Below are 19,880 nucleotides of genomic sequence, written 5' to 3' on the forward strand. Positions count from 1 at the left end.
CGTGACCCCGTACCGGCCGGTGACTCCGCCGCCCGACGTCCGCACCTGACACCGCCTCGTCGGGGCCAGCGGGGACGGTGGACGGCACCTGACCAGCCGTGCGCGGTGGTCACCCAGAAAATGATGTTGCGCTCTGACCGTTGCGCGCGATGTACAGACATGGCATCGACGCGACCGGCCCGGAACCGGGACGGCAGGCATGCGGCGGCACGACCACCGGCTGATCGACGCAGATCGACCCGTACGCCTGCCGTCATCGCGCAGCCCACCCCGTCCTGCGCGGCCTCGGACAGGGTGGTGGCGCGGTGCGAAAAGCCTCAGATCGGCCGTACGGCGTTGCCACCATCAGGGAACGGTGGTTGACTGCTGCACCGTGTCAGAAACCCTGATTACCGATAGGTCTGCTATTTCGTGAAAGACGACGAGATGTCCACAGTGACGGCACCGCATCGTCGACGCATGACGTGGCGGCAGCGAGCGGCCCGGTGGCTCGATCCCGCGCTCGCGCAGGCGGACGCCGCCGCGGCGAGCCCACCCCCACCCGAGAACCACGCGGAGGATCTCTGGCCGGCGATCTGCGACCAGTTCGCGCTGCGCATCCTCGCCTCGGCGTACCAGATGGGCAGCCACCTCGAAGCAGTGGAGACCGACGAGCAGGACCCGGAACGGCTCGAACGGCTCTACCGCATCGACCACGCGAACACCCGCATCCGCCGCCACGCGGAGAACCTCCAGGTGCTGCTGGGCCGCCGGGTCGAAGACGCCAGCCCGCAGACCGTCACCCTGGTCGACGTGGTCCGGGCCGCCTCCTCGGCCATCGAGCACTACCCGCGGGTCCGGGTCGGACACGTCGTGGACCTGGGCGTCGTCGAGTTCGCCGCCGACGACGTCATCCGGGTGCTCACCGAACTGCTCGACAACGCGACCCGCTTCTCGCCGCCCACCTCGTCGGTGGTCGTCTCCGCCTACGTCACCGAGGACGGCAGCGTGCTGCTCCGGGCCGAGGACGCCGGCGTGGGCATCGACCCTGGCCAACTACCGCAGCTCAACGCCATGCTGGCCGGCACCGCGCCGGCACCGGCCACCGGCAACCCCGCGGCCCACCTGGGCCTGCTCGTCGTCGCGCACCTGTCGCGCGCCCACCAGCTGCGGGTCAACCTCACCGCCCGCCCCTCGGGCGGCACCACCGCGACGGTGCTGATCCCCGGATCCCTGCTCTGCGAGGTGGCGCCCGCCGCCCGGCCGGGGCCTGCCGGCACCGCGCCGACGACGGCGGGCGGCCGGCCACCCGTCTGGGCCGGAATCCCGCAAGGGAGCGCGCAGATGTCCAGGTCCGACGACAGCAGGCGCGCCCCGACGGTGCGCCTGGCCACCCTCCTCGACGCCGCGCCGGCCGGCGACGGCCCGGCCCCGGACACCCGCCCGCCGGAGCCGGCCGGCGGCCTGCCCCGCCGGGTACGCGAGAGCGTACGTGGGCAGACTCCCTCGCCCGGAGCGCACCGCCCGCCGCCACCGGGTACGGCACCCCAGCCCCCGGCCCCAGCGCCCGGCGGGTCTGCCTGGCCCGATGAGACAGCCGACTTCGCCGCCGGGGTCGGCGACGCCCGACCAGCCACCCTCGACGAAGGACACCCCTGATGACCGGACCGCTCGACGCACGCCACCAGCAGATCGCCGGCCAGAGCCCGCCGGACTGCGCCTGGCTGGTCCGCCAGTTCGCCGACGACGTACCCGGCGTCACCCACGCAGTGCTCGTCTCCCTCGACGGACTGCAGCTCGCCGCGTCCGGTCGGGTGCCCCGCGACCTCGGCGACCAGCTCGCCGCCCTGACCTCCGGGCTGCTCAGCATCGCCGACCGCAGCGCCGCCCTGCTCGACCTGGGGACGTCGGAGTACCTGACGGTCCGGCTGCCCCACGGGCACCTGCTGTTCATGCGGGTGGGCGAGTCGGCGGGCCTGGCCGTGGCCGCCACGGCCGGCTGCGACCTCCGCGTCGTCGCCTACCGGATGACACAGTTCGTCGGAGCCGTCCGGCACGCGCTCACCCCGCAGGTCCGTAGCGAGTTGCACCGCCACACCGCCGGCCGGCCGGCCCGCTGACCGTCCCGGAGCCCAAGGAGGTCTCCACCATGCCCACCCCGTACTGGAAGGTGCGGCCCTACGTCCTCACCGGCGGGCGCACCCGCACCCGGCAGCACCTGCTGGTGCACACCCTGGTGTCGGTGCCGTACTACGACGCCGTGTTCGCCTCGGGCCTGCTGCCAGAGCCCCGTTCGCTCTACGAGCACGCCCGCACGACCCGGTCGGTCGCCGAGCTGTCCGCCGTCTGCGGCATGTCGCTGGGGGTGACCCGGGTGGTCGTTGACGATCTCGCCGCGACCGACCGACTGTGCATCCACGGCGACACCGCCGCCTCCCCGTTCGACCACCGCCTTCTGGAGAGACTCCGCGATGGCCTCCGTCAGCTCGCCTGAGCACCCCCTGCCGACGTCGGCGAAGATCGTCATTGCCGGCGGCTTCGGGGTCGGCAAGACGACGTGCGTGCAGTCCATCTCGGAGATTCCGCCGATCAACACCGAGGCGTGGATGACGGCGGCGAGCGAGACCGTGGACCGGCTCGATCCGGGGATCGACAAGACGACCACCACCGTGGCGATGGACTTCGGCCGGCTGACGATCGGCGGGGATCTGGTGCTGTACCTGTTCGGCACGCCCGGCCAGCCCCGGTTCTGGCCGATGTGGGACGACCTGTGTCGCGGCGCGGTGGGCGCCCTCGTCCTGGCCGACACCCGACGCCTGGAGGCGTCCTTCCCCGCGGTCAACTACTTCGAGCAGGACACCGACCTGCCGTTCGTGGTCTGCGTCAACCTGTTCGACGGCGTGCTCACCCACCGCCTGGACGACGTCCGGGCGGCCCTCGGACTGTCCGCCCACGTTCCCCTGGTCGCCTGCGACGTCCGGGACCCCTCGTCGGTCGCGCGGGCCCTGGTGACGGTCGTGGAACACACCATGGCCAGCACCGCCGGCGCGGTCCGGTAGCTCACCCACCTGGAGGTACAGATGCGCAGAATCCTGATCGTCGGGGCCGGTCAGTCCGGGCTGCAGCTCGGACTCGGCCTGCTCGCCGAGGGCTACGACGTGACCATCATGTCGGCCCGTACGCCCGAGGAGATCCGCCGTGGCTGGGTGATGAGCACACAGGCCATGTTCGCCGCCGCCCTGCACACCGAACGCCGGTACGGCCTGGATCTCTGGACGGAGCAGACGCCGCAGATCCAGGGGCTGCACGTGTCGCTGTCCGCGCCGCCCGGCGAGCGGGCCCTGCGCGTTCCCTGCCCGCTGGACGACCCCGCGCAGAGCACCGACCAGCGGCTGAAGATGGCCGCCTGGCTGGAGCTGTTCGAGCAGCGGGGGGGCACCGTGCACTACCAGGGCGTGACCACGGCCGACCTGGACGGGCTGACCCGGCTCGGCCGCTACGACCTGACCGTCGTGGCGGCCGGCAAGGGCGATCTGGTGGGTGTCTTCGACCGTGACCCGCAGCGGTCGGTCTACGCGACGCCACAGCGCGGCTTGGCCGTCGCGTACGTGCACGGCATGACGCCGGACCCGCTGTGGCCGCAGCCGCACGTCAGCTTCAACGCGGTGCCCGGGCTCGGGGAACTCTTCGTCATTCCCGCGCTCACCATGTCCGGACCGTGCGACATCCTGTTCTGGGAGGCGGTGCCGGGCGGGCCGCTGGACCTGTGGCAGGAGCGGCGGGATCCGGCCGAGCACCTCAGGCTGACCCTGGAGCTGACCCGGCAGTACACGCCGTGGATCCACGAGCGGTGCGCCCGGGTGGAGTTGACCGACGGGCGGGCCACCCTGTCCGGCCGGTACACCCCCACGGTGCGCCACCCGGTCGGCGAACTCCCCTCGGGCGGCGCCGTCCTCGGCATGGCCGACGTGGTGATCGCCAACGACCCGATCACCGGCCAGGGCAGCAACACCGCCGCGAAGTGCGCCGACGCGTACCTGCGGTCGATCCTGGACCGCGCCGACCAGCCCTTCGACCCGGAGTGGATGGAGCGGACGTTCGAGCGGTTCTGGGCCGACACCGGCCAGGCGGTCACCCACTGGACGAACGCCATGCTCCAGCCGTTGCCCCCACACGTGCAGCAGATCCTCGCCACCGCCGCGACCAGTCCGGCGGTCGCCCGTCGGTTCGCCTACGGCTTCTGCGACCCGAACGACCTGGACGACTGGTTCATGGCGCCGGACCGCGCGGAGCAGTACCTGGCCGCGGTCGCCGTCGGCTGACCCGCCCCCACCCCCGGCCGGCGCCGGTCGGCCGCGCGGCGGCGCGCCGGGGGATCCACCGTCGCCGGCCGGCCCGGGTACGACCGGGGGCCGGCGTCGGTCAGGGCCCGTGGGGCAGGGGCTCGGCCAGCGCCCGGAGGTCCGCCGGCAGTTGCACCATGGCGTCTTCGAACTCCCGGTGTCCGACCACCCGGTGCAGGGTCTGCAGGACGGCCCGTACGCCCCGCTCGGCGACCCCGCGGTCCACCCCGGCGCGGTCGCCCACCCGACGCAGGAACTCGTCGTAGCCGAACACCTCCGGATCCTCCGTGCCCTTGATCAGCAACGGGCTCAACTCGTCGGCGAGGTGGCCGGCCAGGGCCCCGGCCTGGCCGCCACTGATCCGCTGCGTGAGGGTGCCCAGGGTGGCCTCGGTCAGGGACCGCGCCGTCTCCGGCGGTACGCCCGCCCGTGCGGCGACCTTCTCGACGAACTTCAGCTCGGCCATGCGACGTCCTTCCGGTGGCGAGGCAGCGTGGCTACCCGCGGCCACGGTCGGCAAACGCTCCGCCGTCGGCACCTGGTGACCGGGTTCATTGGTGTTTTGCGCTTTTTTGGCTATTTGCCCGGAAGGTGTCTTGTTCCTGAACAGTGGCGAGGCCGCCTGCTCGACAGTCGAGAGGGGACATCCGGACGTCGCTCGACTCACCCCTTCAACCTCCCGCGGCGGCCCGTCCGAGACCGCTCGCGCCACCCCTGACCAGCGCTTATGTCGGATCCCATCAGTTGGGGCGACCGGAAACGGGTGGTATGACTAGAGGTGTCGACCACCGATGGCGCTCGTCGTCACACCCTGGTACCGCAGCGGGTGCCACCCCGGCCTGCGTGGTCGTACGCCTCCGGCAACCGCTCCCGACGGGGTACCCGCAACGACCTCAGGGAGTTGCCGTGCAGAGCATGCGAATCTGGCGCAACCGGCGACCGTTCGAGAACACCGTCCTGGTCACCGCGCCGGTGTGCGGGCTCCTGCTGATCACCCTCAACGTGCGCCCACCCTCGGTGGAGATGGCGATGCCGCAACCGATCCGGATCGGCTGGGAACTGGGCCTCGTCGTCGCCGGGCTGGGCGGCCTGCTCGGCCTGACCTGGCCGGGACGGGTCTCCACCGCCCTCGGCATCGAACTCGCGGCGATGCTCCTGCTGGGCACCCTCGCCGGGATGTACTCCGTCGCCCTGGTGGTGATGTCCGGCCGGATGGCGATCGCCGCGGCGTCGTTCATCACCGCGGTCGCGGTGGGTTCGTGGTGGCGCGCCACGGAGATCCTGCTCGACCTGCGGAGGCTGATCCGCAACACCGACGTGGACAGCGGCAACTGTCCCACCGGCGGCCGACGATGACGCCGCCGGCCGACACCAGCACCGCGCCACAGTGGGTGCAGGTCCTCCTGTCCGTGCTGGGCGTGCTCGGCGGCGCCAGCGGCCTGGCCGCCATCGCCGCCGTCGTGGCCCAACGCGGCAAGTTCAAGGCGGAGGCGGCGGACATGCTCACCGATGCGGCACTGACCCTCGTGCAACCGATGCGGGTGCGGGTGGCGGAGCTGGAGGCGGAGGCACAGGCGGCCCGCGAGCAGCTGAGGACGGCCCGGGAACAGACGGAGCGGGCGACGGCCACGCTCAGCGACCTGCACGCGATGCTCGACCGCTGGTACGCGCTCATCTTCGCCCCCGACGCCACCCTGCGGTCGATCCGCAGCGCTGTACGGGAGGACCGCCGCAGGCGCGGCGAACAGTGGGACCAGGGGCCCGACCCGACGCGCCGCCGACCCTGACGGCGACCGCCGACGGGCCGGCACCGGGCGGAGTCCGGAGTCGACCGTCGGGCTGGTATCGCCGGCGCTGATCCGGTGCCGTCAGCCCGACCGCGGCGTCATCGCGGGTCGTCCTCGGCGGACCGGTGCGGCTCGGCGGTCGCGCCGTCGACGACGGGCGGGCCGGCGACGGCGTCCAGGCACGCGGTCACGGTGGCGGTGACGCCGTCGACCCCTCGGGTGAGCAGCAGGCCCTCACTCAGCCGGTGGGCCAGCCACAGGCCGCGTCCCCCGGCGACGTCGACGGGGGGCAGCCGCACCGGCAGACCTGACGCGGTCACCCCGTGGTCGCTGACCTCGCAGATCAGCACGTCGTCCTGGCGCAACAGGTCGAGGTGGCCGTGGCCGCCACCGTGGCGCACCGCGTTGGTGGCCAGTTCGTGCACGGCGAGAACGAAGTCGTAGCCCTCGTCACCCACGAGTCCCGCGCCACTGACCGCCGCCCGCAACCGGTGCCGCAGGGCGGTAACGGTGGAGGCGGTGAAGTCCTCGGACATGAGCACGGACACCGCGGTCGGCCGGGGGCTCACCAGCCCCGGGTCGAAAGCCGCAGCATCGTCGTTCACGCTCGCAGGTTACCCACGGTGGAAATTTCCGCGACCGTTGCGAGAAGGCAACTACCCGCGGTGATCCTCGTCCAGGAACTCGTCGATCATCGGGGCCAGCCAGTCGGCGCGGTGCGGGATGGTGGTGTGGGTGGTGCCGGGCAGGATGGCCAGGCGGCAGGACGGCAGGCCGGTCAGGTCCCCGGCCACCGCCCCGCCGAGCAGCCGGAACATCCGCACGGCGTGCTCGGGCTGGACGATGTCCGAGTCGGCCAGCACGATCATCGTGGGCGCGGCCAGCGCGCGGATCTGCTCGGGCGTCCACCGCGGCAGGTTCGCGTCCAGGACCTTCATCTTGGTGACCAGGTTGGGCCAGCCGGCCGGGTCGGGCGCGGTCCGCAGGTACTCCTCGTGGAACTCCGAGCCGTGCAGGTGTTCCGGTTGCAGGTCCTGGATGCCGTCCAACAGTCCCGGGTGCAGGCCGGCGTCGTCGAAGCTCACCGAGGCGAGCACCAGCCGCCCGACCCGGTCCGCGTGGTCCGTGCCGAGGCGCAGCGCGACCGCCGCGCCCATGCTCCAGCCGAACAGGTCCGCCCGCTCGACACCGAGGCGGTCGAGCAGCTCGACCACGTCGGCGGCGAAGTTCTCCACGGTCAGCGGACGGTCGATGTCCGGGGTGCGACCGTGTGCCTGCAGCTCGACCGCGATTACCCGCCGGCTCTTCGCCAGCAGCGGCAGGATCCTGCCGAACGAGGTGCCGATGCCGGAGAGCGCCCCGTGGACGAGGACGACCGGGCGGCCCTCGCCGGTGCCGTGTTCTTCGTGGTGGATGTCCATGTGCCCACGGTGGGCCACGGCGCTTACGGTCGGCTTCAGATCGCCTTCCACGTCGATAGGATGGCCGCCGTGCAGTTCGGGGTGCTCGGGCCGCTCGCCGTCAGCACCGACGCCGGCGAGCCGGTCGTCGTACCCGGCACCAAGGTGCGGGTGCTGCTGGCCGACCTGCTGGCCCACCGCAACCAGGTGGTCTCGGCGGACCGCCTGATCGACGACCTGTGGGGTGAGGACGTCCCGGCCAATCCGGCCGGCGCCCTCCAGGTGCGGGTGTCCCAGCTGCGCAAGGCGCTCAACGACGCCGAGCCGGGCGCACGCGAGCTGGTCGAGTCACGACCGCCCGGTTACCTGCTGCGTACCGGCGCGGTGGACGCCGACCGGTTCGCCGAACTGGCCACCGCCACCGACGTGGACCGGCTGACCGCCGCCCTCGCCCTGTGGCGCGGCGACGCGTACGCCGACGTGGCCGACGCCGAGTTCGCCCGCGCCGAGGCCACCCGCCTGGCCGAGCAGCGCCTGGTGGTGCACGAACGGCTCGCCGACGCCCGGATGGCGCGCGGTGAGCACGACCTGGTCGCCGCCGACCTGGCCGAGCTGGTCGCCCGGCACCCGCTGCGCGAGGGTCTGCGGGCGTTGCAGCTGCGCGCGCTCTACGCGGCCGGCCGTACCTCCGAGGCCCTGGACAGCTACGCCGACCTGCGCGACCGACTCGTCGACGAGCTGGGCCTCGACCCGGGGCCGGAGCTGGTCGCCCTGCACCGCAGGATCCTCGAACAGGACGCCGGCCTGAGCCCCCCGCCGAAGGCCGCGATCATCCGGAACAGCCTGCCGGCCCGCCTCGACGGGCTCGTCGGACGGGCCGAGGCGCTGACCGAGCTGCGCGCCCTGCTCCCGGGGCAGCGGCTGGTCACGCTGGTCGGGCCGGGCGGGGTCGGCAAGACCCGGCTGGCCACCGAGGCCGCCCGCGAGCTGGTCCTCCCGGACGGCGCCCACCTGGTGGAGCTGGCGCCGCTGCCGGTCGGCGACCCGCGCGTCGCCGACGAGGTGCTCGGGGCGTTGGACCTGCGCGAGGCGGCGGGCGCCAGCGTGTCCGCCGTCGACCGGCTGTCCGCCGTGCTCCGGCACCGGCAGCTGCTGCTCGTGCTGGACAACTGCGAGCACGTCATCGAGCCGGTCGCCGCGCTGGTCGTCCGGCTGCTGCGGGACGCGCCCGGCGTCACCGTGCTGGCCACCAGCCGGGAACCGCTCGGCCTCACCGGTGAGCTGCTCTGGGAGGTGCCGCCGCTGGCCGTACCCGAGCACGACCGGGACCTCGACGCGGTCCGGCGCTCGGCCGCGGCCCGGCTGTTCGCCGCCCGCGCCGCCGCGCAGCACCGCGGCTTCCACCTCGACGAGCGGACCGCGCCGGCGGTGGCGCAGCTCTGCCGCCGGCTGGACGGCCTGCCGCTGGCCCTCGAACTGGCCGCGACCCGGGTACGCGCGCTCGGCGTGCAGGGCGTGGTGGACCGGCTCGACGACCGGTTCAAACTGCTCGCCACCGCGCAGCGGGACATGCCGCCGCGGCAGCGCACGCTGACCGCGGTGATCGGCTGGAGCTGGGACCTGCTGGCCGAGGCCGACCGCCGGGTGCTGGCCCGGCTCGCGGTGTTCAGCGACGGCTGCACGCCCGACGCGGCCGAGCAGGTGTGCCGGACCGACCTCGACGCGCTGGCCCGGCTGGTGGACCGTTCGCTGGTGGTGGTGGACGACTCGGGCGGGAGCCCCCGCTACCGGCTGCTGGAGTCGGTCGCCGCGTTCTGCCTGGAACGCCTCGAGGACGCCGACGACGTCCGGGCGCGGCACGCGGCGTACTACACCGACCTGGCCGAACGCGCCGACCCGCAGCTGCGCGGCGCCGACCAGCAGGAGTGGCTGGCCCGGCTCGACGCCGAGACGGCGAACCTGCGCTCGGCGCTGGCCCACGGCGGCGGGCTGCGCCTGGCGATCGCGCTGAGCTGGTACTGGTTCCTGCGCGGCCGGCTCACCGAGGCGCGGCGGGCGCTGGCGGTGCGGGGCGACCCGGCCGAGGAGGCGCGCGCCGCGCCGTGGCGGGCCGGGTTCGCGCTGCTGCAGGGCGAACCGATCGCGCCGGGCGACCTGCGCGCCGCCCTGGCCGGCGACCCCGGCGGCCGGGCCGCGTGGTTCGTCGCGAACGCGGTCCTCGATCGCAGCGACCTGACCCTGGCGGCGGAGCTGCTGCCCACCACCGTCGACGACGCCTGGACCGAGGCGGCCGTGCTCAGCTCGCGGGCCAAGCTCGCCCACGCTACCGGCGACCTGGCCACGCTGGAGCACGCCGGTACCCGCAGCGCGGCGTTGTTCGCGCAGCTCGGCGACCGCTGGGGCCGGTTGCAGGCGACCGACTGGGTGGGCGGCCTGGCCGAGATGCGCGGCGAGCACGAGCGCGCCGCCGCCCTGCACCGGGAGGGGCTGCGCTGGGCCGAGGAGCTGTCGCTCTGGCCCGAGGTGGGCAGCAAGCTGTCCTGGCTGGCCTGGCTGGCGGTGCAGACCCGCGACTACGGGCAGGGCCGGGAGCTGGCCGAACGCGCGTACCAGCTGGCGGTGGAGCAGGACGCGCCGAACGCGATGATCTTCGCGGAGATCGGCCTCGGCCTGGCCGCCCGCCGCGAGGGCAAGCTCGACGTGGCCGTCACGCACCTGACCCGCATCGCCGAGCAGGGCCGCCGCGAGACGCAGCCCGCGCTGTACCTGCCGATGGTCCTGGTCGAGCTGGGCTACGCGGCCGAACAGAACGGCGACCCGGCCGCCGCTCTGGCCCTGCACGTCGAGGCGTTCGACGCCGCGCAGGCGATGGAGTCCCCGCGCGACGCCGTCAACGCGCTGGAGGGGATGGCCTCGGCGGTGCGTTCGCCCGAGGCTGCGGCCCGCCTGCTGGGCGCCGCGGCCGCCGCGCGGGAGGCCGCCCGGGCCCCGGCCGCGCCGGCGGAGCGCGACGAGACCGACCGGGTGACGGTACGGCTGGTCGCCGCCCTCGGCCGGGACCGCTTCGACGCGCTGGTCGCCGAGGGTGGCAAGCTGGGCCCGGGCGAGGCCCGGGCCCAGCTGGAGAGCGCGTCCGTCAGCGGGCCGCCGTCGGCCGGTACGAGGCGATGATCACGCCACTGCGGTGGACCCTCGTGTCGACCAGCTCGAACGACGCCTTGAAGTCCTTCAGCGGTGCCGTCACGCTGTCGCCGCCCTCCAGCACCGGGTGGATCCAGAACCGGACCTCGTCGAGCAGACCGGCCGCGATCAGCTGGGTGGTGACCGAGCCGAAGCCGTACTGGAGGATGGCCTTGCCGTCCTGCGCCTTGAGCCGGGTCACCTCCTCGATCAGGTCGCCCTGCAGCACCTCGCTGTTCTTCCAGGTCGGGTCGGTCAGGGTCGTCGAGGCGACGTACTTCTTGACGTTGTTGAAGTAGGCGGCGCCGGTGCTCGGGTCGCTCTCGTCCCGGGTCGGCCAGGCGGCGGACATGCCGTCGTAGGTGATCCGACCCATCAGCAGCGCGTCGGCCTCGTTGGTCTGCCCGGCGGCGAAGGCGGCGGCCTCCTCGTCGAAGTACGGCATGGTCCACATGGGGTTCTCGATGACGCCGTCGAGGGTGATGTAGGTCGAGTTGATGAGCTTGCGCATCGGGATCTCCTGGGATGTCGGTGGTGCTCTCCGGTGACGCCCAAAACATTGCCGGATCCCGCTTACGATTCGCTTCAGGCGCCCTTACGCACGCCGGACCACTTCGCCCGCCGGGGCGGGATTGCTTCGCGCCGGACCGGGTAGCCCGCCGGACAGTCCCGCCGAAGCGGAGGCACCCATGCCGATCACCCCGGAGACCGCCCGACCGCACGAGCAGCCGGAGGAGAACTCCCGGCACGGCCGCCTGAGCGTACGACCGGGTCCACCGGTCGCCGCCTCGGGCCGCACCGGCCTGGTGTCGTTCGACGCACCGGACGGTGAGCTGGTCGCCCAGGCCTACGTGCCGGCGCCGGCGGACGGCGGCCCGTACCGGCTGGCCCTGCTGCTGCACGGCGCCGGCGGGTCACCCCGGCAGGCCCTGGAGCTGATGCTGCCGGTCGCCGACGACCAACGCCTGCTGCTCGTCGCACCGCAGTCCGCCGCGGCGACCTGGGACGTGATCGGGGTCGGTTTCGGCCCCGACGTACGGCGGATCGACCGGGTGCTCCAGGAGATCGTCACCGGCTACCCGATCGCCGGCATGCTGATCGGCGGGTTCTCCGACGGCGCCTCGTACGCGCTGTCGATCGGACTGATCAACGGCGACGTCTTCGACGCCGTCCTGGCCTTCTCTCCCGGCTTCGCCGCCCCGCTGCTCACCCACGGCACGCCGCGCGTCTACATCTCGCACGGCACCGCCGACCGGGTGCTGCCGATCGACCGGTGCAGCCGGACCCTCGTGCCGCGTTTGCAGACCCTCGGCTACGACGTCACCTACGACGAGTTCGACGGTGGGCACGACGTACCCGAGGCAACCGCGCGCCGGGCGGTGGCCTGGCTGGAGCCCGCCGCCTGACCCGCGGGAGCGTTCGCCACCCGCCCCCACCTGCGGCGGAGCCACGCCGGCGGCGGTCACCAGCGGCCAGGTCGCCACCCGGTGTCCCGTGGCGGAACATCGGGCTGCCGCGCCGGGCGCGACGTTCGCCGGGGAGGTGACATCATGTGCGCGAACCGGCCGACTGCTCCGCGCGGGGAAGGATGAGCTGCCCTATGGCGCACTTCGAGGCGAGGACGTCCACCGAACCCGGGCGGGCGGTGGTGCGGCTCGCCGGCGAGTGTGACCTCGCCGCGCGGGAGGAGCTCACGGCCGTGCTGCTGGCCGCGGTGGCCGGTGCCCCGGTCGTGCTGGTCGACGCGGGGGCGCTCGACTTTCTCGACTCCACCGGCATCCACGGCCTGGTCACCGCCCACCACGCGGCCCGCGCGGCCGGCGGCCGGCTGTACGTGGTCAACGCCCGCGGGCCCGTCGCGAACGTCCTGGCGATCACCGGCGTCGCCGACCTGCTGCGACCGCCCACCGACGACGGCGTGGACCCGCGGTGACGGCCCGCCGGCCGGTGGAGGACGACGATGTCTGACCGTCCCGCCGGCCCGTCCTCCGCCGTCGCCGCGATGCCGTACGCGCACGCCGACGACCTGGTGCACGTCCGCGCGTTCGTCTGTTCCCGGGCCCTGGCCCGGGGGTTGCCGGCGGCCCGGGTGGAGCTGCTCGCGCTGGCGGTGAGCGAACTGGCGACCAACACGTTGCAGCACACCCACGGGGGCGGCCTGGTGCGGGTGTGGGTCGAGGCGGGCCAGCTCGTCTGCGACGTCGTCGACCAGGGCGGACCGCGCACGGTGGTCCGCGAGATGCCCACCGCCGAGGCGATCCGCGGTCGGGGGCTGGCGATCGTCGCCCGGATCTGCGACGAGGTCGCCGTCGAGCCCACCCCGGCCGGGACGGTGGTGCGGCTCCGGTTCCACCTCTGAGGACGGGTCAGCGCAGCACGCGCACGGCCAGGGTGCAGGTGTCGTCCTCCGGGCTGGGCTGGTGCAGCACGTCGCGCAGCCGCGGCAGGGTCTGCGCGTCGGGGTCACGGGAGATGTCGGACAGCGTCCGCATCACCGGGCCGAGCAGGTCGACCGGGTCGCCGACCCGACGTTCCACCAGCCCGTCGGTGTAGAAGAGCAGCAGGTCGTCCCCGCGCAGCCGTGGGGCGACGACCGGATAGGTCGAGTCGGCGTCGGCGCCCAGCAGCATGCCCGCGGGCCGGTCGAGTTCGGCGGTCGTCCCGCCGCGCGCCAGCAACGGGGCCAGGTGGCCCGCCTGCGCCCAGGACAGTGACCGGGTCGGCGGGTCGTAGACGGCGACCACCGCGGTCGCGGTGATCCTCAGCTGCCCGCAGAGCCGGTTCATGTGCCCGAGCAGCACTCCGGGGTCCCGGATGCCGATCGAGAGCCAGGCGACCAGCGCGAACCGCAGGTGCGCCATCCCGCTGGCCGCCTCCAGGCCGTGCCCGGCGACGTCGCCGACGGCGAGCGCGACCAGCCCGTCGGGCAACGTCTGCGCGTGGTACCAGTCCCCGCCGACCTGCACGGCGCTCTCCGCCGGCAGGTAGCCGACCAGCACCTCGAGGCCGGCCAACGGGACCGGCTCGTGGGGCACGGGCTGGATCAGGTTCTGCAACTGCCGGGCCAGGCGGTGCTCCGCCAGCGCCGTCAGCTCCCGGGTGTGCAGTTGGTCGCTGAGCCGCTCGATGGCGGTACGTGAAGCCACCCGGGCCGTCACGTCCTGCACCACGGCGTAGATCTTCACCGGAGCGCCGTCGGCGTCCCGGGCGACGTCGGAGAGGATGCGCAGGTACTTCACCGACGAGCCCGCCCGGAAGCGCACCGTGACGTCCGACGCCGCACCGCTGTCCAACGTCTGCCAGGCGGCCTCCCGCAGCCCGTGGTCGTCGGGGACGATCGCCGCGGACTGCTCGGCCCGCGACAGCGGGCCCAGCGCCGGATCACGCTCGAAGATCCGGTACATCCCGGGTGACCACTCGCTGAGGCCGGTGATCAGGTCGTACTCCGCCCAGCCGAGGCTGCCCAGCAGCTCGGTACGCTCCATCCGACGTTGGTGCTCGTCGAGCCGCTCCCACCACACCAGCAGGCCGCCCAGCACCCGCTGCACGCTGATGTCGAACACCGAGTCGGCGACCACGCCGGCCTGCTTGCCCTCGTACCGGAAGTCCGGCACCCGGGCCGGCACGCCGCTGGCCAGCACCCGGTGGTACGCCTGCCACAGCACGCCGCCGACCAGGCCGGGATAGAGGGCGCTGAGCAGCCCGCCCACCCGCCCGGCTCCCCGGCCGTAGACGTCGCGGCCCTGTTCGCTGGTGGCGGCCACGCGGAAGTCGACGACCTCACCGTCCTGAATCACCGGCAGCAGCCAGCTGCACCCGGACGGCATCGCCGCCAGCACCTGCCGCACCGCCGCCACGATCGGGTCGTCCACCGACCATGTCACCACCTCGGCATGCGTGGTCGACACGCCCTCGTCTGCCATGCGAGCAGCGTAGCGATCCCTCCCCGGACAGCGGTCCCGGCGACCCCGGCCGGCGTCCGGGTCGAGGGATCTCCGTCCCGGCCCACATCGATCCGCCCGCGCGGTGCGCACCGCCGGCGCATCCCGCTATCGGCAGCTTGCTGCAATTGCCAATCGTTGGCAACAAGTTCGCGCCAGCTCTCGACAGCCCGCCTCCCGGTAACTAACGTCGGGGTCATGACTCCTTACCAATTTGACGCGCGGGCCTGGCAGGAAAGCTGGGACCGGCAGCAGGAGGCGTACCTGCCGGACCGGGAACACCGCTTCGCCGCGCTGCTCGACGCCGCCGACGCAATCGCCGGCGACGGACCGCTGCGGCTGCTGGATCTCGCCGGCGGCACCGGCTCGATCAGCCTGCGCGCCCTCGCCCGCCACCCGGACGCGCAGGTCACCCTGGCCGACCTCGACCCGGTCCTGCTCACGATCGCCGAGGCCGCCCTGGCCGGCCGCGCCACCGTCGTCACCGCCGACCTCAACCGTCCCGACTGGACCGCCGCGCTCCCCCACCACGGGTACGACGCGGTGCTCACCGCCACCGCCCTCCACTGGCTCGACGGCCCCCGCCTGGCCACCCTGTACGGCGAGATCCGCGCCGCGTTGCGCCCCGGCGGCGTGTTCGTCAACGCCGATCACATGCCCGACGACGCCCTGCCCACGCTGACCGCCGGGCTGGCCGACCGCGCCCGGCAGCGGCGTACGGCCCGCCACGCCGCCGGGGCGGCCCAGTCGTGGAGCGGATGGTGGGAGCAGGCCGCCGCGGACCCGGCCCTCGCGCCCCTGGTGGAGAAGCGGCGACAGATCTACCCGACCGGGCACAGTCCGGAGTGGAACCCGCCGGTGGACTGGCACCTGGCGGCCTTGCGCGCCGCCGGCTTCAGCGAGGTCGGCGTGCTCTGGCGCAACGGCGCGGACGCCGCCGTGGCCGCCCTGGCCTGACCGACGCCGGCGACAGCGCGCGCGGCCACGGCCACCCCGTCCGGTGCCGCCGCCCGCCTCCGCCCGACTTTTATTGCGCCGTAATATTGACGCGCCCTGATGGGATTGGGAAGGATTCCTTACCGGGACGAGGGCGATCCCCACCGAGAGGGTGCGGGCGGCCGACTCCCGTAGGGAGGCACCACATGAGTTCATGCTGGCGCAGCCGCGTCGCACTCGTCGGAACCGTCGTCCTGGCCGCATCGCTGCTGCCGGCGTCGGCCGCTTCGGCCGCGAGCACCCAGACCGTCACCGTCGCCGCGGACCGGTCGGTCCAGACCGTCGGCGAGGGTGGCCGGGCAGAGGTCACCGTCTCGGTGACCACGTCGGACGGACGCCCGTTGGCGGCCCCGACGACCGTCCGCTACACCACGGGCAGCGGCACCGCCACGGCCGGCGCCGACTACGCCCCCGCCGCCGGCGCACTGACCTTTCCGGCCGGCAGCCGGTCCGGCACCGCCCGGCCGATCACCGTCACCGTCCACGGCGACCGGACGGCCGAGACGGCCGAGAGCATCCCACTGACGCTCGCCACGGGCTCCACCGGCGCCACCGTCGACGGCCAGCCGGCCCTGGTGGTCAACGCGCACGGCCTGCCGTACCTCGACCGGAGGCTGCCGGTCGACCGGCGCGTCGCCGACCTGCTCGGCCGGATGACGGTCGAGGAGAAGATCGGCCAGATGACCCAGGCCGAGCGGGCTGCCGTGGCCGCCGATCCCACGCTGGTCGCGCAGTGGCGGCTCGGTTCCGTGCTGTCCGGCGGGGGCTCGACGCCCGCCACCAACACGCCGGCCGCCTGGGTCGACATGGTCAACGAGTTCCAGGCCCAGGCCCTGAGCACCCGACTGCAGATCCCGATGATCTACGGCATCGACGCCGTGCACGGGCACGGCAACGTGTACGGGGCCACCGTCTTCCCGCACAACGTCGGCCTCGGGGCCACCCGCGACCCCGCCCTGGTGGAGCGGGTCGGGCACGCCACCGCGACCGAGGTGCGCGCCACCGGCATCCCGTGGAACTTCGCTCCGTGCGTGTGCGTCTCCCGCGACGAGCGGTGGGGGCGCAGCTACGAGAGCTTCGGCGAGGACCCCGCGCTGGTCATTCCGATGGAGACCGTCATCGACGGCCTGCAGGGGCGCCGCGCCGGCCAGCTCGACGACGCCGACCGGGTGCTGGCCACCGCCAAGCACTACGCCGGCGACGGCGACACCGACTACGACGAGGCCATTGCTGCCGCCAACGAGGGCAAGCCGTGGTGGGAGCAGCGGTACCCCATCGACCAGGGCGTGACGGTGACCGACCGCGCCCACTTCGCCCGGACCGACCTCTCGCCCTACGGTCCCGCCCTGTGGCGACACCACGTCGGCAGCGTGATGCCCTCCTTCTCCAGCGTGGACTGGACCGAGGACGGGCTCGGCAACCCAACCAAGATGCACGCCAACCGGGAGCTGCTCACCGATGTCCTGAAGGGCCGGATGGGCTTCGACGGGTTCCTGATCTCCGACTGGGAGGGCATCCACCAGATTCCCGACCCGGCCGAGCCGACCAACACCGGCCTGACCGCGTACAAGGTCCGGGTCGGCGTGAACGCCGGCACCGACATGTTCATGGAACCGAACACCGCCCCGCAGTTCGAGGAGCTGCTCCTGGCCGAGGTGACCGCCGGCCGGGTCAGCCGGGCGCGCCTCGACGACGCCGTGCGGCGCATCCTGCGCAAGAAGTTCGAGCTCGGGCTCTTCGAGCAGCCGTACGCCTCGGCGGCGAACGTCGACCAGGTCGGCAGCGCGAAGCACCGGGCGATCGGCCGGGACGCGGTGGCGAAGTCGCAGGTGCTGCTGAAGAACGCCGGGCGGGCGCTGCCGCTGCGCCGCGACGCCAACCTGTACGTCGCCGGCCGCAACGCCGACGACATCGGCAACCAGGCCGGCGGCTGGACGATCACCTGGCAGGGCCAGTCGGGCGACCTCATCCCCGGCACCACGATCCTGGAGGGCATCCGGCAGGTGGCACCGCAGGCCCGGGTCACCTACAGCGCGGACGCCTCGGCGTCCACTGCCGGCGCCGACGTCGGCGTGGTGGTGGTCGGCGAGACGCCGTACGCCGAGGGGTACGGCGACGTCGGCGGCCCGGAGTGCGGCTGGTGCTCGACGCCCCAGCAGGAGGAGAAGTCGCTGCGCCTCCAGCCCGCCGACCAGGCCGTGATCGACAAGGTCTGCGCCGAGATCGAGACGTGCGTCGTCCTCGTGGTCTCCGGACGGCCGCAGATCGTGACGGACCAGCTCGGCAAGATCGACGCCCTGGTGGCGTCATGGCTGCCCGGCAGCGAGGGCGCCGGGGTCGCCGACGTCCTCTTCGGCCGGCGGCCCTTCACCGGCCGCCTCCCGGTGACCTGGCCGCGCAGCGAGGCCCAGGTGCCGATCAACGTCGGCGACCGGGACTACCAACCGCTGTACCCGTTCGGCTGGGGACTGCGCACCGACCACGGCCGGTCCGGGCTGGCGGCCGTGGCCGACCAGCGGCCGGAGCTGCGCGCGGCGCTGGCGCCGGGCAACTGGAACACCGACGGCTCACTCCGCAACGCGCCGGAGGTGCTGCGGCCGCTCGGCCGGCAGCTCGGCACGGGTCAGGGCTCTGCCGCGCGGAACGACGCGATCCTCGCGGTGGCCCGCGAGGCCGCCCAGGCGGCGGTCGTCCGGGGAAGCGCGCCGGCGGACTGGGCGACGCTGATCGCCGAGGCCGACCGCGCCCAGCTCGCCGACGATCCGGTCCGGGCGTTCACGCTGTTGGCCCGCGTCGCCACCTGACCGGGCCGACCGCGCCGACCACCGGCGCGACCCCGGGTGCCGCCCACGCGGCACCCGGGGTCCGCCAGCCGGCCCGGGTGCCGGGCAGCGCTTCAGCGCGCGGGCGGGTACGACGCGGCTGCCCGCCCCTCGGGGCGGGCCCGCCTGGCGAGCCGCGCCCGCCGCCGGGTGCCGGTGATCCTGGTACGCCGCGGCCGGCGCAGCTCCCGGCGCAGCGGCGGACGGACCTCGGCCACCCCGGCCAGCGCGGCCTGGCGCACCATCCGGTTGGCGTCCTCCGGATCGCACCCCGTTCCCCGCAGCAGGTCGCTGGCGGCGGTACGAAGATCGGTGACGAGGGCGTCCCCGTACGACCGCACCCCCTCCGCCCAGGCCCGGCCGGCGAGGTGGGCGCATTCCCGGACCAGCTGCCGGGTCCGCTCGGGCTCCTCATCCGCCCGGCTCTCCCGGCGCAGCTCCGCCACGCCGTCACCCAACCGACGAACCGCCCGGGGCAGGCACACCGGGACGGGTTCGCCGTACTGGAGGGCGGTCGCGCTCCAGCGGGCCAGGGCCCGGCTGGTGAGGATCAGGCGCTCCAGGTGTTCGGTGCTGCGGGCGTAGCGGTGGAACCGCGCCCGGCGGTGCCAGCGGGCCGGTGCCAGCGTCACCACCTCGTCCGCCCCGCTGAGCGACTCGTTCAGCCGCCCGAGGTCCGCGTCCAGCCCCCGCAGCCGGTCCAGCGCCCGGATCGCGGCGTCGGCGTCCCGGCGGGACAGGGCGTCCGCCACCGCGTACAGCTGCTCGGTGACGGCGGCGAAGAGCGGCGCGGCCGCCCGGTCCACCACCCGCAGCGGATTGATCGGCAGCAGCAGCGCCACCACCAGCAGGCCGACCGCGCCGCCGACCAGCGCGTCGAAGACGCGGGGCAGCTCGAGGCCCCGTTCCATCGGGGCGAGCGTCGCGATCAGGACCGCGGTACCGCCGGCCTGCCCGACCAGGGCCCCGCCCCGACCGGCCACCAGCAGCGCGCTGGCGATCGCCAACGCGACCACCGCCCCGGTCTGCCAGGGGCCGGAGCCGAGCAGGAACCGCAGCCCGTCACCGATCATGATGCCGATCCCGACCCCGGCCAGCAGTTCGAAGGTACGGCGGGCCCGCTGACCGATGGCGGTGGCGATGGTGCCGACCGCCGCGGCCGGGGCGAAGACGTGCGCCCCGGGGCCGAGCAGGTGCTGGGCGATCAGGGCCGCCAGCGCCGCGGCCAGTCCGGCCTGCACCGCGATCACGACGGTCACCTCGAGCTGGCGTAGCCGTACCCGACCGCCCGCGCCGCCGCGCCGACGGGCCTCGGCCACCGACCGGACGGTCCGCTCGGCGACCGCGTCGAGCGCTGAGCGCACGGGACCGTCGCCCGGACGACGATGGGCCATGGCGGCGTTTACCCGGCAGGCTCCCGTCCAACCTCCCA

The 19,880-nt window shown here is 73.9% G+C and carries 19 protein-coding genes; 13 read left to right on the plus strand and 6 right to left on the minus strand.

From position 1 onward, the window contains the following. Positions 1-459 precede the first annotated feature (459 nt). From ACTMTB_RS23765 to ACTMTB_RS23785, 5 genes are read left to right on the plus strand one after another with little or no spacing between them, the layout of a single operon-like run. Positions 460-1,638, plus strand: a complete 1,179-nt coding sequence (locus ACTMTB_RS23765) for an ATP-binding protein (RefSeq protein WP_441148442.1) — start codon at positions 460-462, stop codon at positions 1,636-1,638. Further along, complete coding sequence (locus ACTMTB_RS23770) at positions 1,638-2,099, plus strand: roadblock/LC7 domain-containing protein (RefSeq protein WP_357609896.1); 462 nt, start codon at positions 1,638-1,640, stop codon at positions 2,097-2,099. Before ACTMTB_RS23765 ends, ACTMTB_RS23770 begins: the two co-directional genes overlap by 1 nt. A gap of 29 nt (positions 2,100-2,128) precedes the next feature. Further along, positions 2,129-2,473: a DUF742 domain-containing protein gene (locus ACTMTB_RS23775; RefSeq protein WP_154936744.1), complete on the plus strand. Its 345-nt coding sequence runs from the start codon at positions 2,129-2,131 to the stop codon at positions 2,471-2,473. After that, complete coding sequence (locus ACTMTB_RS23780) at positions 2,451-3,038, plus strand: GTP-binding protein (protein ID WP_357609899.1); 588 nt, start codon at positions 2,451-2,453, stop codon at positions 3,036-3,038. Before ACTMTB_RS23775 ends, ACTMTB_RS23780 begins: the two co-directional genes overlap by 23 nt. 21 nt (positions 3,039-3,059) lie before the next feature. Beyond that, positions 3,060-4,301, plus strand: coding sequence for a styrene monooxygenase/indole monooxygenase family protein (locus tag ACTMTB_RS23785; RefSeq protein WP_441148443.1), 1,242 nt, complete (start codon positions 3,060-3,062; stop codon positions 4,299-4,301). Between the two features lie 100 nt (positions 4,302-4,401). On the opposite strand, the gene ACTMTB_RS23790 is transcribed toward ACTMTB_RS23785, so the two are convergent. Continuing rightward, the gene (locus tag ACTMTB_RS23790) at positions 4,402-4,788 is read right to left on the minus strand and encodes a DUF2267 domain-containing protein (protein WP_441148444.1); all 387 of its coding nucleotides are present in this window, start codon (positions 4,786-4,788) and stop codon (positions 4,402-4,404) included. Positions 4,789-5,228: 440 nt separating this feature from the next. Here ACTMTB_RS23790 and ACTMTB_RS23795 point away from each other — a divergent pair, with 440 nt between their 5' ends. Both ACTMTB_RS23795 and ACTMTB_RS23800 read left to right on the plus strand, forming a co-directional pair. After that, complete coding sequence (locus ACTMTB_RS23795) at positions 5,229-5,678, plus strand: hypothetical protein (RefSeq protein WP_441148445.1); 450 nt, start codon at positions 5,229-5,231, stop codon at positions 5,676-5,678. Next, positions 5,675-6,109 (plus strand): hypothetical protein, encoded by a 435-nt coding sequence (locus ACTMTB_RS23800; protein ID WP_441148446.1) that lies wholly within the window; start codon positions 5,675-5,677, stop codon positions 6,107-6,109. The genes ACTMTB_RS23795 and ACTMTB_RS23800 overlap by 4 nt, the downstream gene beginning before the upstream one ends. Before the next feature lie 98 nt (positions 6,110-6,207). Here ACTMTB_RS23800 and ACTMTB_RS23805 read toward each other — a convergent pair whose 3' ends face one another. Beyond that, a complete protein-coding gene (locus ACTMTB_RS23805; protein ID WP_441148447.1) occupies positions 6,208-6,714 on the minus strand; it encodes an ATP-binding protein in 507 nt (168 codons plus the stop codon). A 51-nt stretch (positions 6,715-6,765) separates the two neighbouring features. Next, positions 6,766-7,530, minus strand: coding sequence for an alpha/beta fold hydrolase (locus ACTMTB_RS23810; protein WP_441148448.1), 765 nt, complete (start codon positions 7,528-7,530; stop codon positions 6,766-6,768). Between the two features lie 69 nt (positions 7,531-7,599). On the opposite strand from ACTMTB_RS23810, the gene ACTMTB_RS23815 reads away from it, so the two are divergent. Then, positions 7,600-10,680 (plus strand): BTAD domain-containing putative transcriptional regulator, encoded by a 3,081-nt coding sequence (locus ACTMTB_RS23815; protein WP_441148449.1) that lies wholly within the window; start codon positions 7,600-7,602, stop codon positions 10,678-10,680. Here the strand turns inward: ACTMTB_RS23815 and ACTMTB_RS23820 are convergent. Further along, positions 10,646-11,200 carry a dihydrofolate reductase family protein gene (locus ACTMTB_RS23820; RefSeq protein ID WP_441148450.1) on the minus strand — a complete coding sequence of 185 codons (555 nt, stop codon included), beginning with the start codon at positions 11,198-11,200 and terminating at the stop codon, positions 10,646-10,648. The genes ACTMTB_RS23815 and ACTMTB_RS23820 overlap by 35 nt on opposite strands. 178 nt (positions 11,201-11,378) lie before the next feature. Between ACTMTB_RS23820 and ACTMTB_RS23825 the strand changes: the two genes are divergently transcribed. The 3 genes from ACTMTB_RS23825 (at position 11,379) to ACTMTB_RS23835 (ending at position 13,048) form a co-directional block, all read left to right on the plus strand. Further along, positions 11,379-12,095: an alpha/beta hydrolase gene (locus ACTMTB_RS23825; protein WP_441148451.1), complete on the plus strand. Its 717-nt coding sequence runs from the start codon at positions 11,379-11,381 to the stop codon at positions 12,093-12,095. A 194-nt stretch (positions 12,096-12,289) separates the two neighbouring features. Next, complete coding sequence (locus ACTMTB_RS23830) at positions 12,290-12,622, plus strand: STAS domain-containing protein (protein ID WP_441148452.1); 333 nt, start codon at positions 12,290-12,292, stop codon at positions 12,620-12,622. A gap of 27 nt (positions 12,623-12,649) precedes the next feature. Beyond that, on the plus strand, positions 12,650-13,048 hold the full coding sequence (locus ACTMTB_RS23835; protein WP_441148453.1) for an ATP-binding protein: 399 nt from the start codon (positions 12,650-12,652) through the stop codon (positions 13,046-13,048). Between the two features lie 7 nt (positions 13,049-13,055). Here the strand turns inward: ACTMTB_RS23835 and ACTMTB_RS23840 are convergent, their stop codons facing one another. Continuing rightward, on the minus strand, positions 13,056-14,612 hold the full coding sequence (locus ACTMTB_RS23840) for a PP2C family protein-serine/threonine phosphatase (protein ID WP_441148454.1): 1,557 nt from the start codon (positions 14,610-14,612) through the stop codon (positions 13,056-13,058). 216 nt (positions 14,613-14,828) lie between these two features. On the opposite strand from ACTMTB_RS23840, the gene ACTMTB_RS23845 reads away from it, so the two are divergent. Further along, positions 14,829-15,587 (plus strand): class I SAM-dependent methyltransferase, encoded by a 759-nt coding sequence (locus tag ACTMTB_RS23845; protein WP_441148455.1) that lies wholly within the window; start codon positions 14,829-14,831, stop codon positions 15,585-15,587. A gap of 185 nt (positions 15,588-15,772) precedes the next feature. Then, positions 15,773-18,430 (plus strand): glycoside hydrolase family 3 N-terminal domain-containing protein, encoded by a 2,658-nt coding sequence (locus ACTMTB_RS23850; RefSeq protein ID WP_441148456.1) that lies wholly within the window; start codon positions 15,773-15,775, stop codon positions 18,428-18,430. A gap of 92 nt (positions 18,431-18,522) precedes the next feature. Here the strand turns inward: ACTMTB_RS23850 and ACTMTB_RS23855 are convergent, their stop codons facing one another. After that, positions 18,523-19,812: an FUSC family protein gene (locus ACTMTB_RS23855; RefSeq protein WP_441148457.1), complete on the minus strand. Its 1,290-nt coding sequence runs from the start codon at positions 19,810-19,812 to the stop codon at positions 18,523-18,525. Positions 19,813-19,880 lie beyond the last annotated feature (68 nt).

Source organism: Micromonospora sp. L32 (assembly GCF_052068055.1).
GTDB lineage: Bacteria > Actinomycetota > Actinomycetes > Mycobacteriales > Micromonosporaceae > Micromonospora > Micromonospora purpureochromogenes.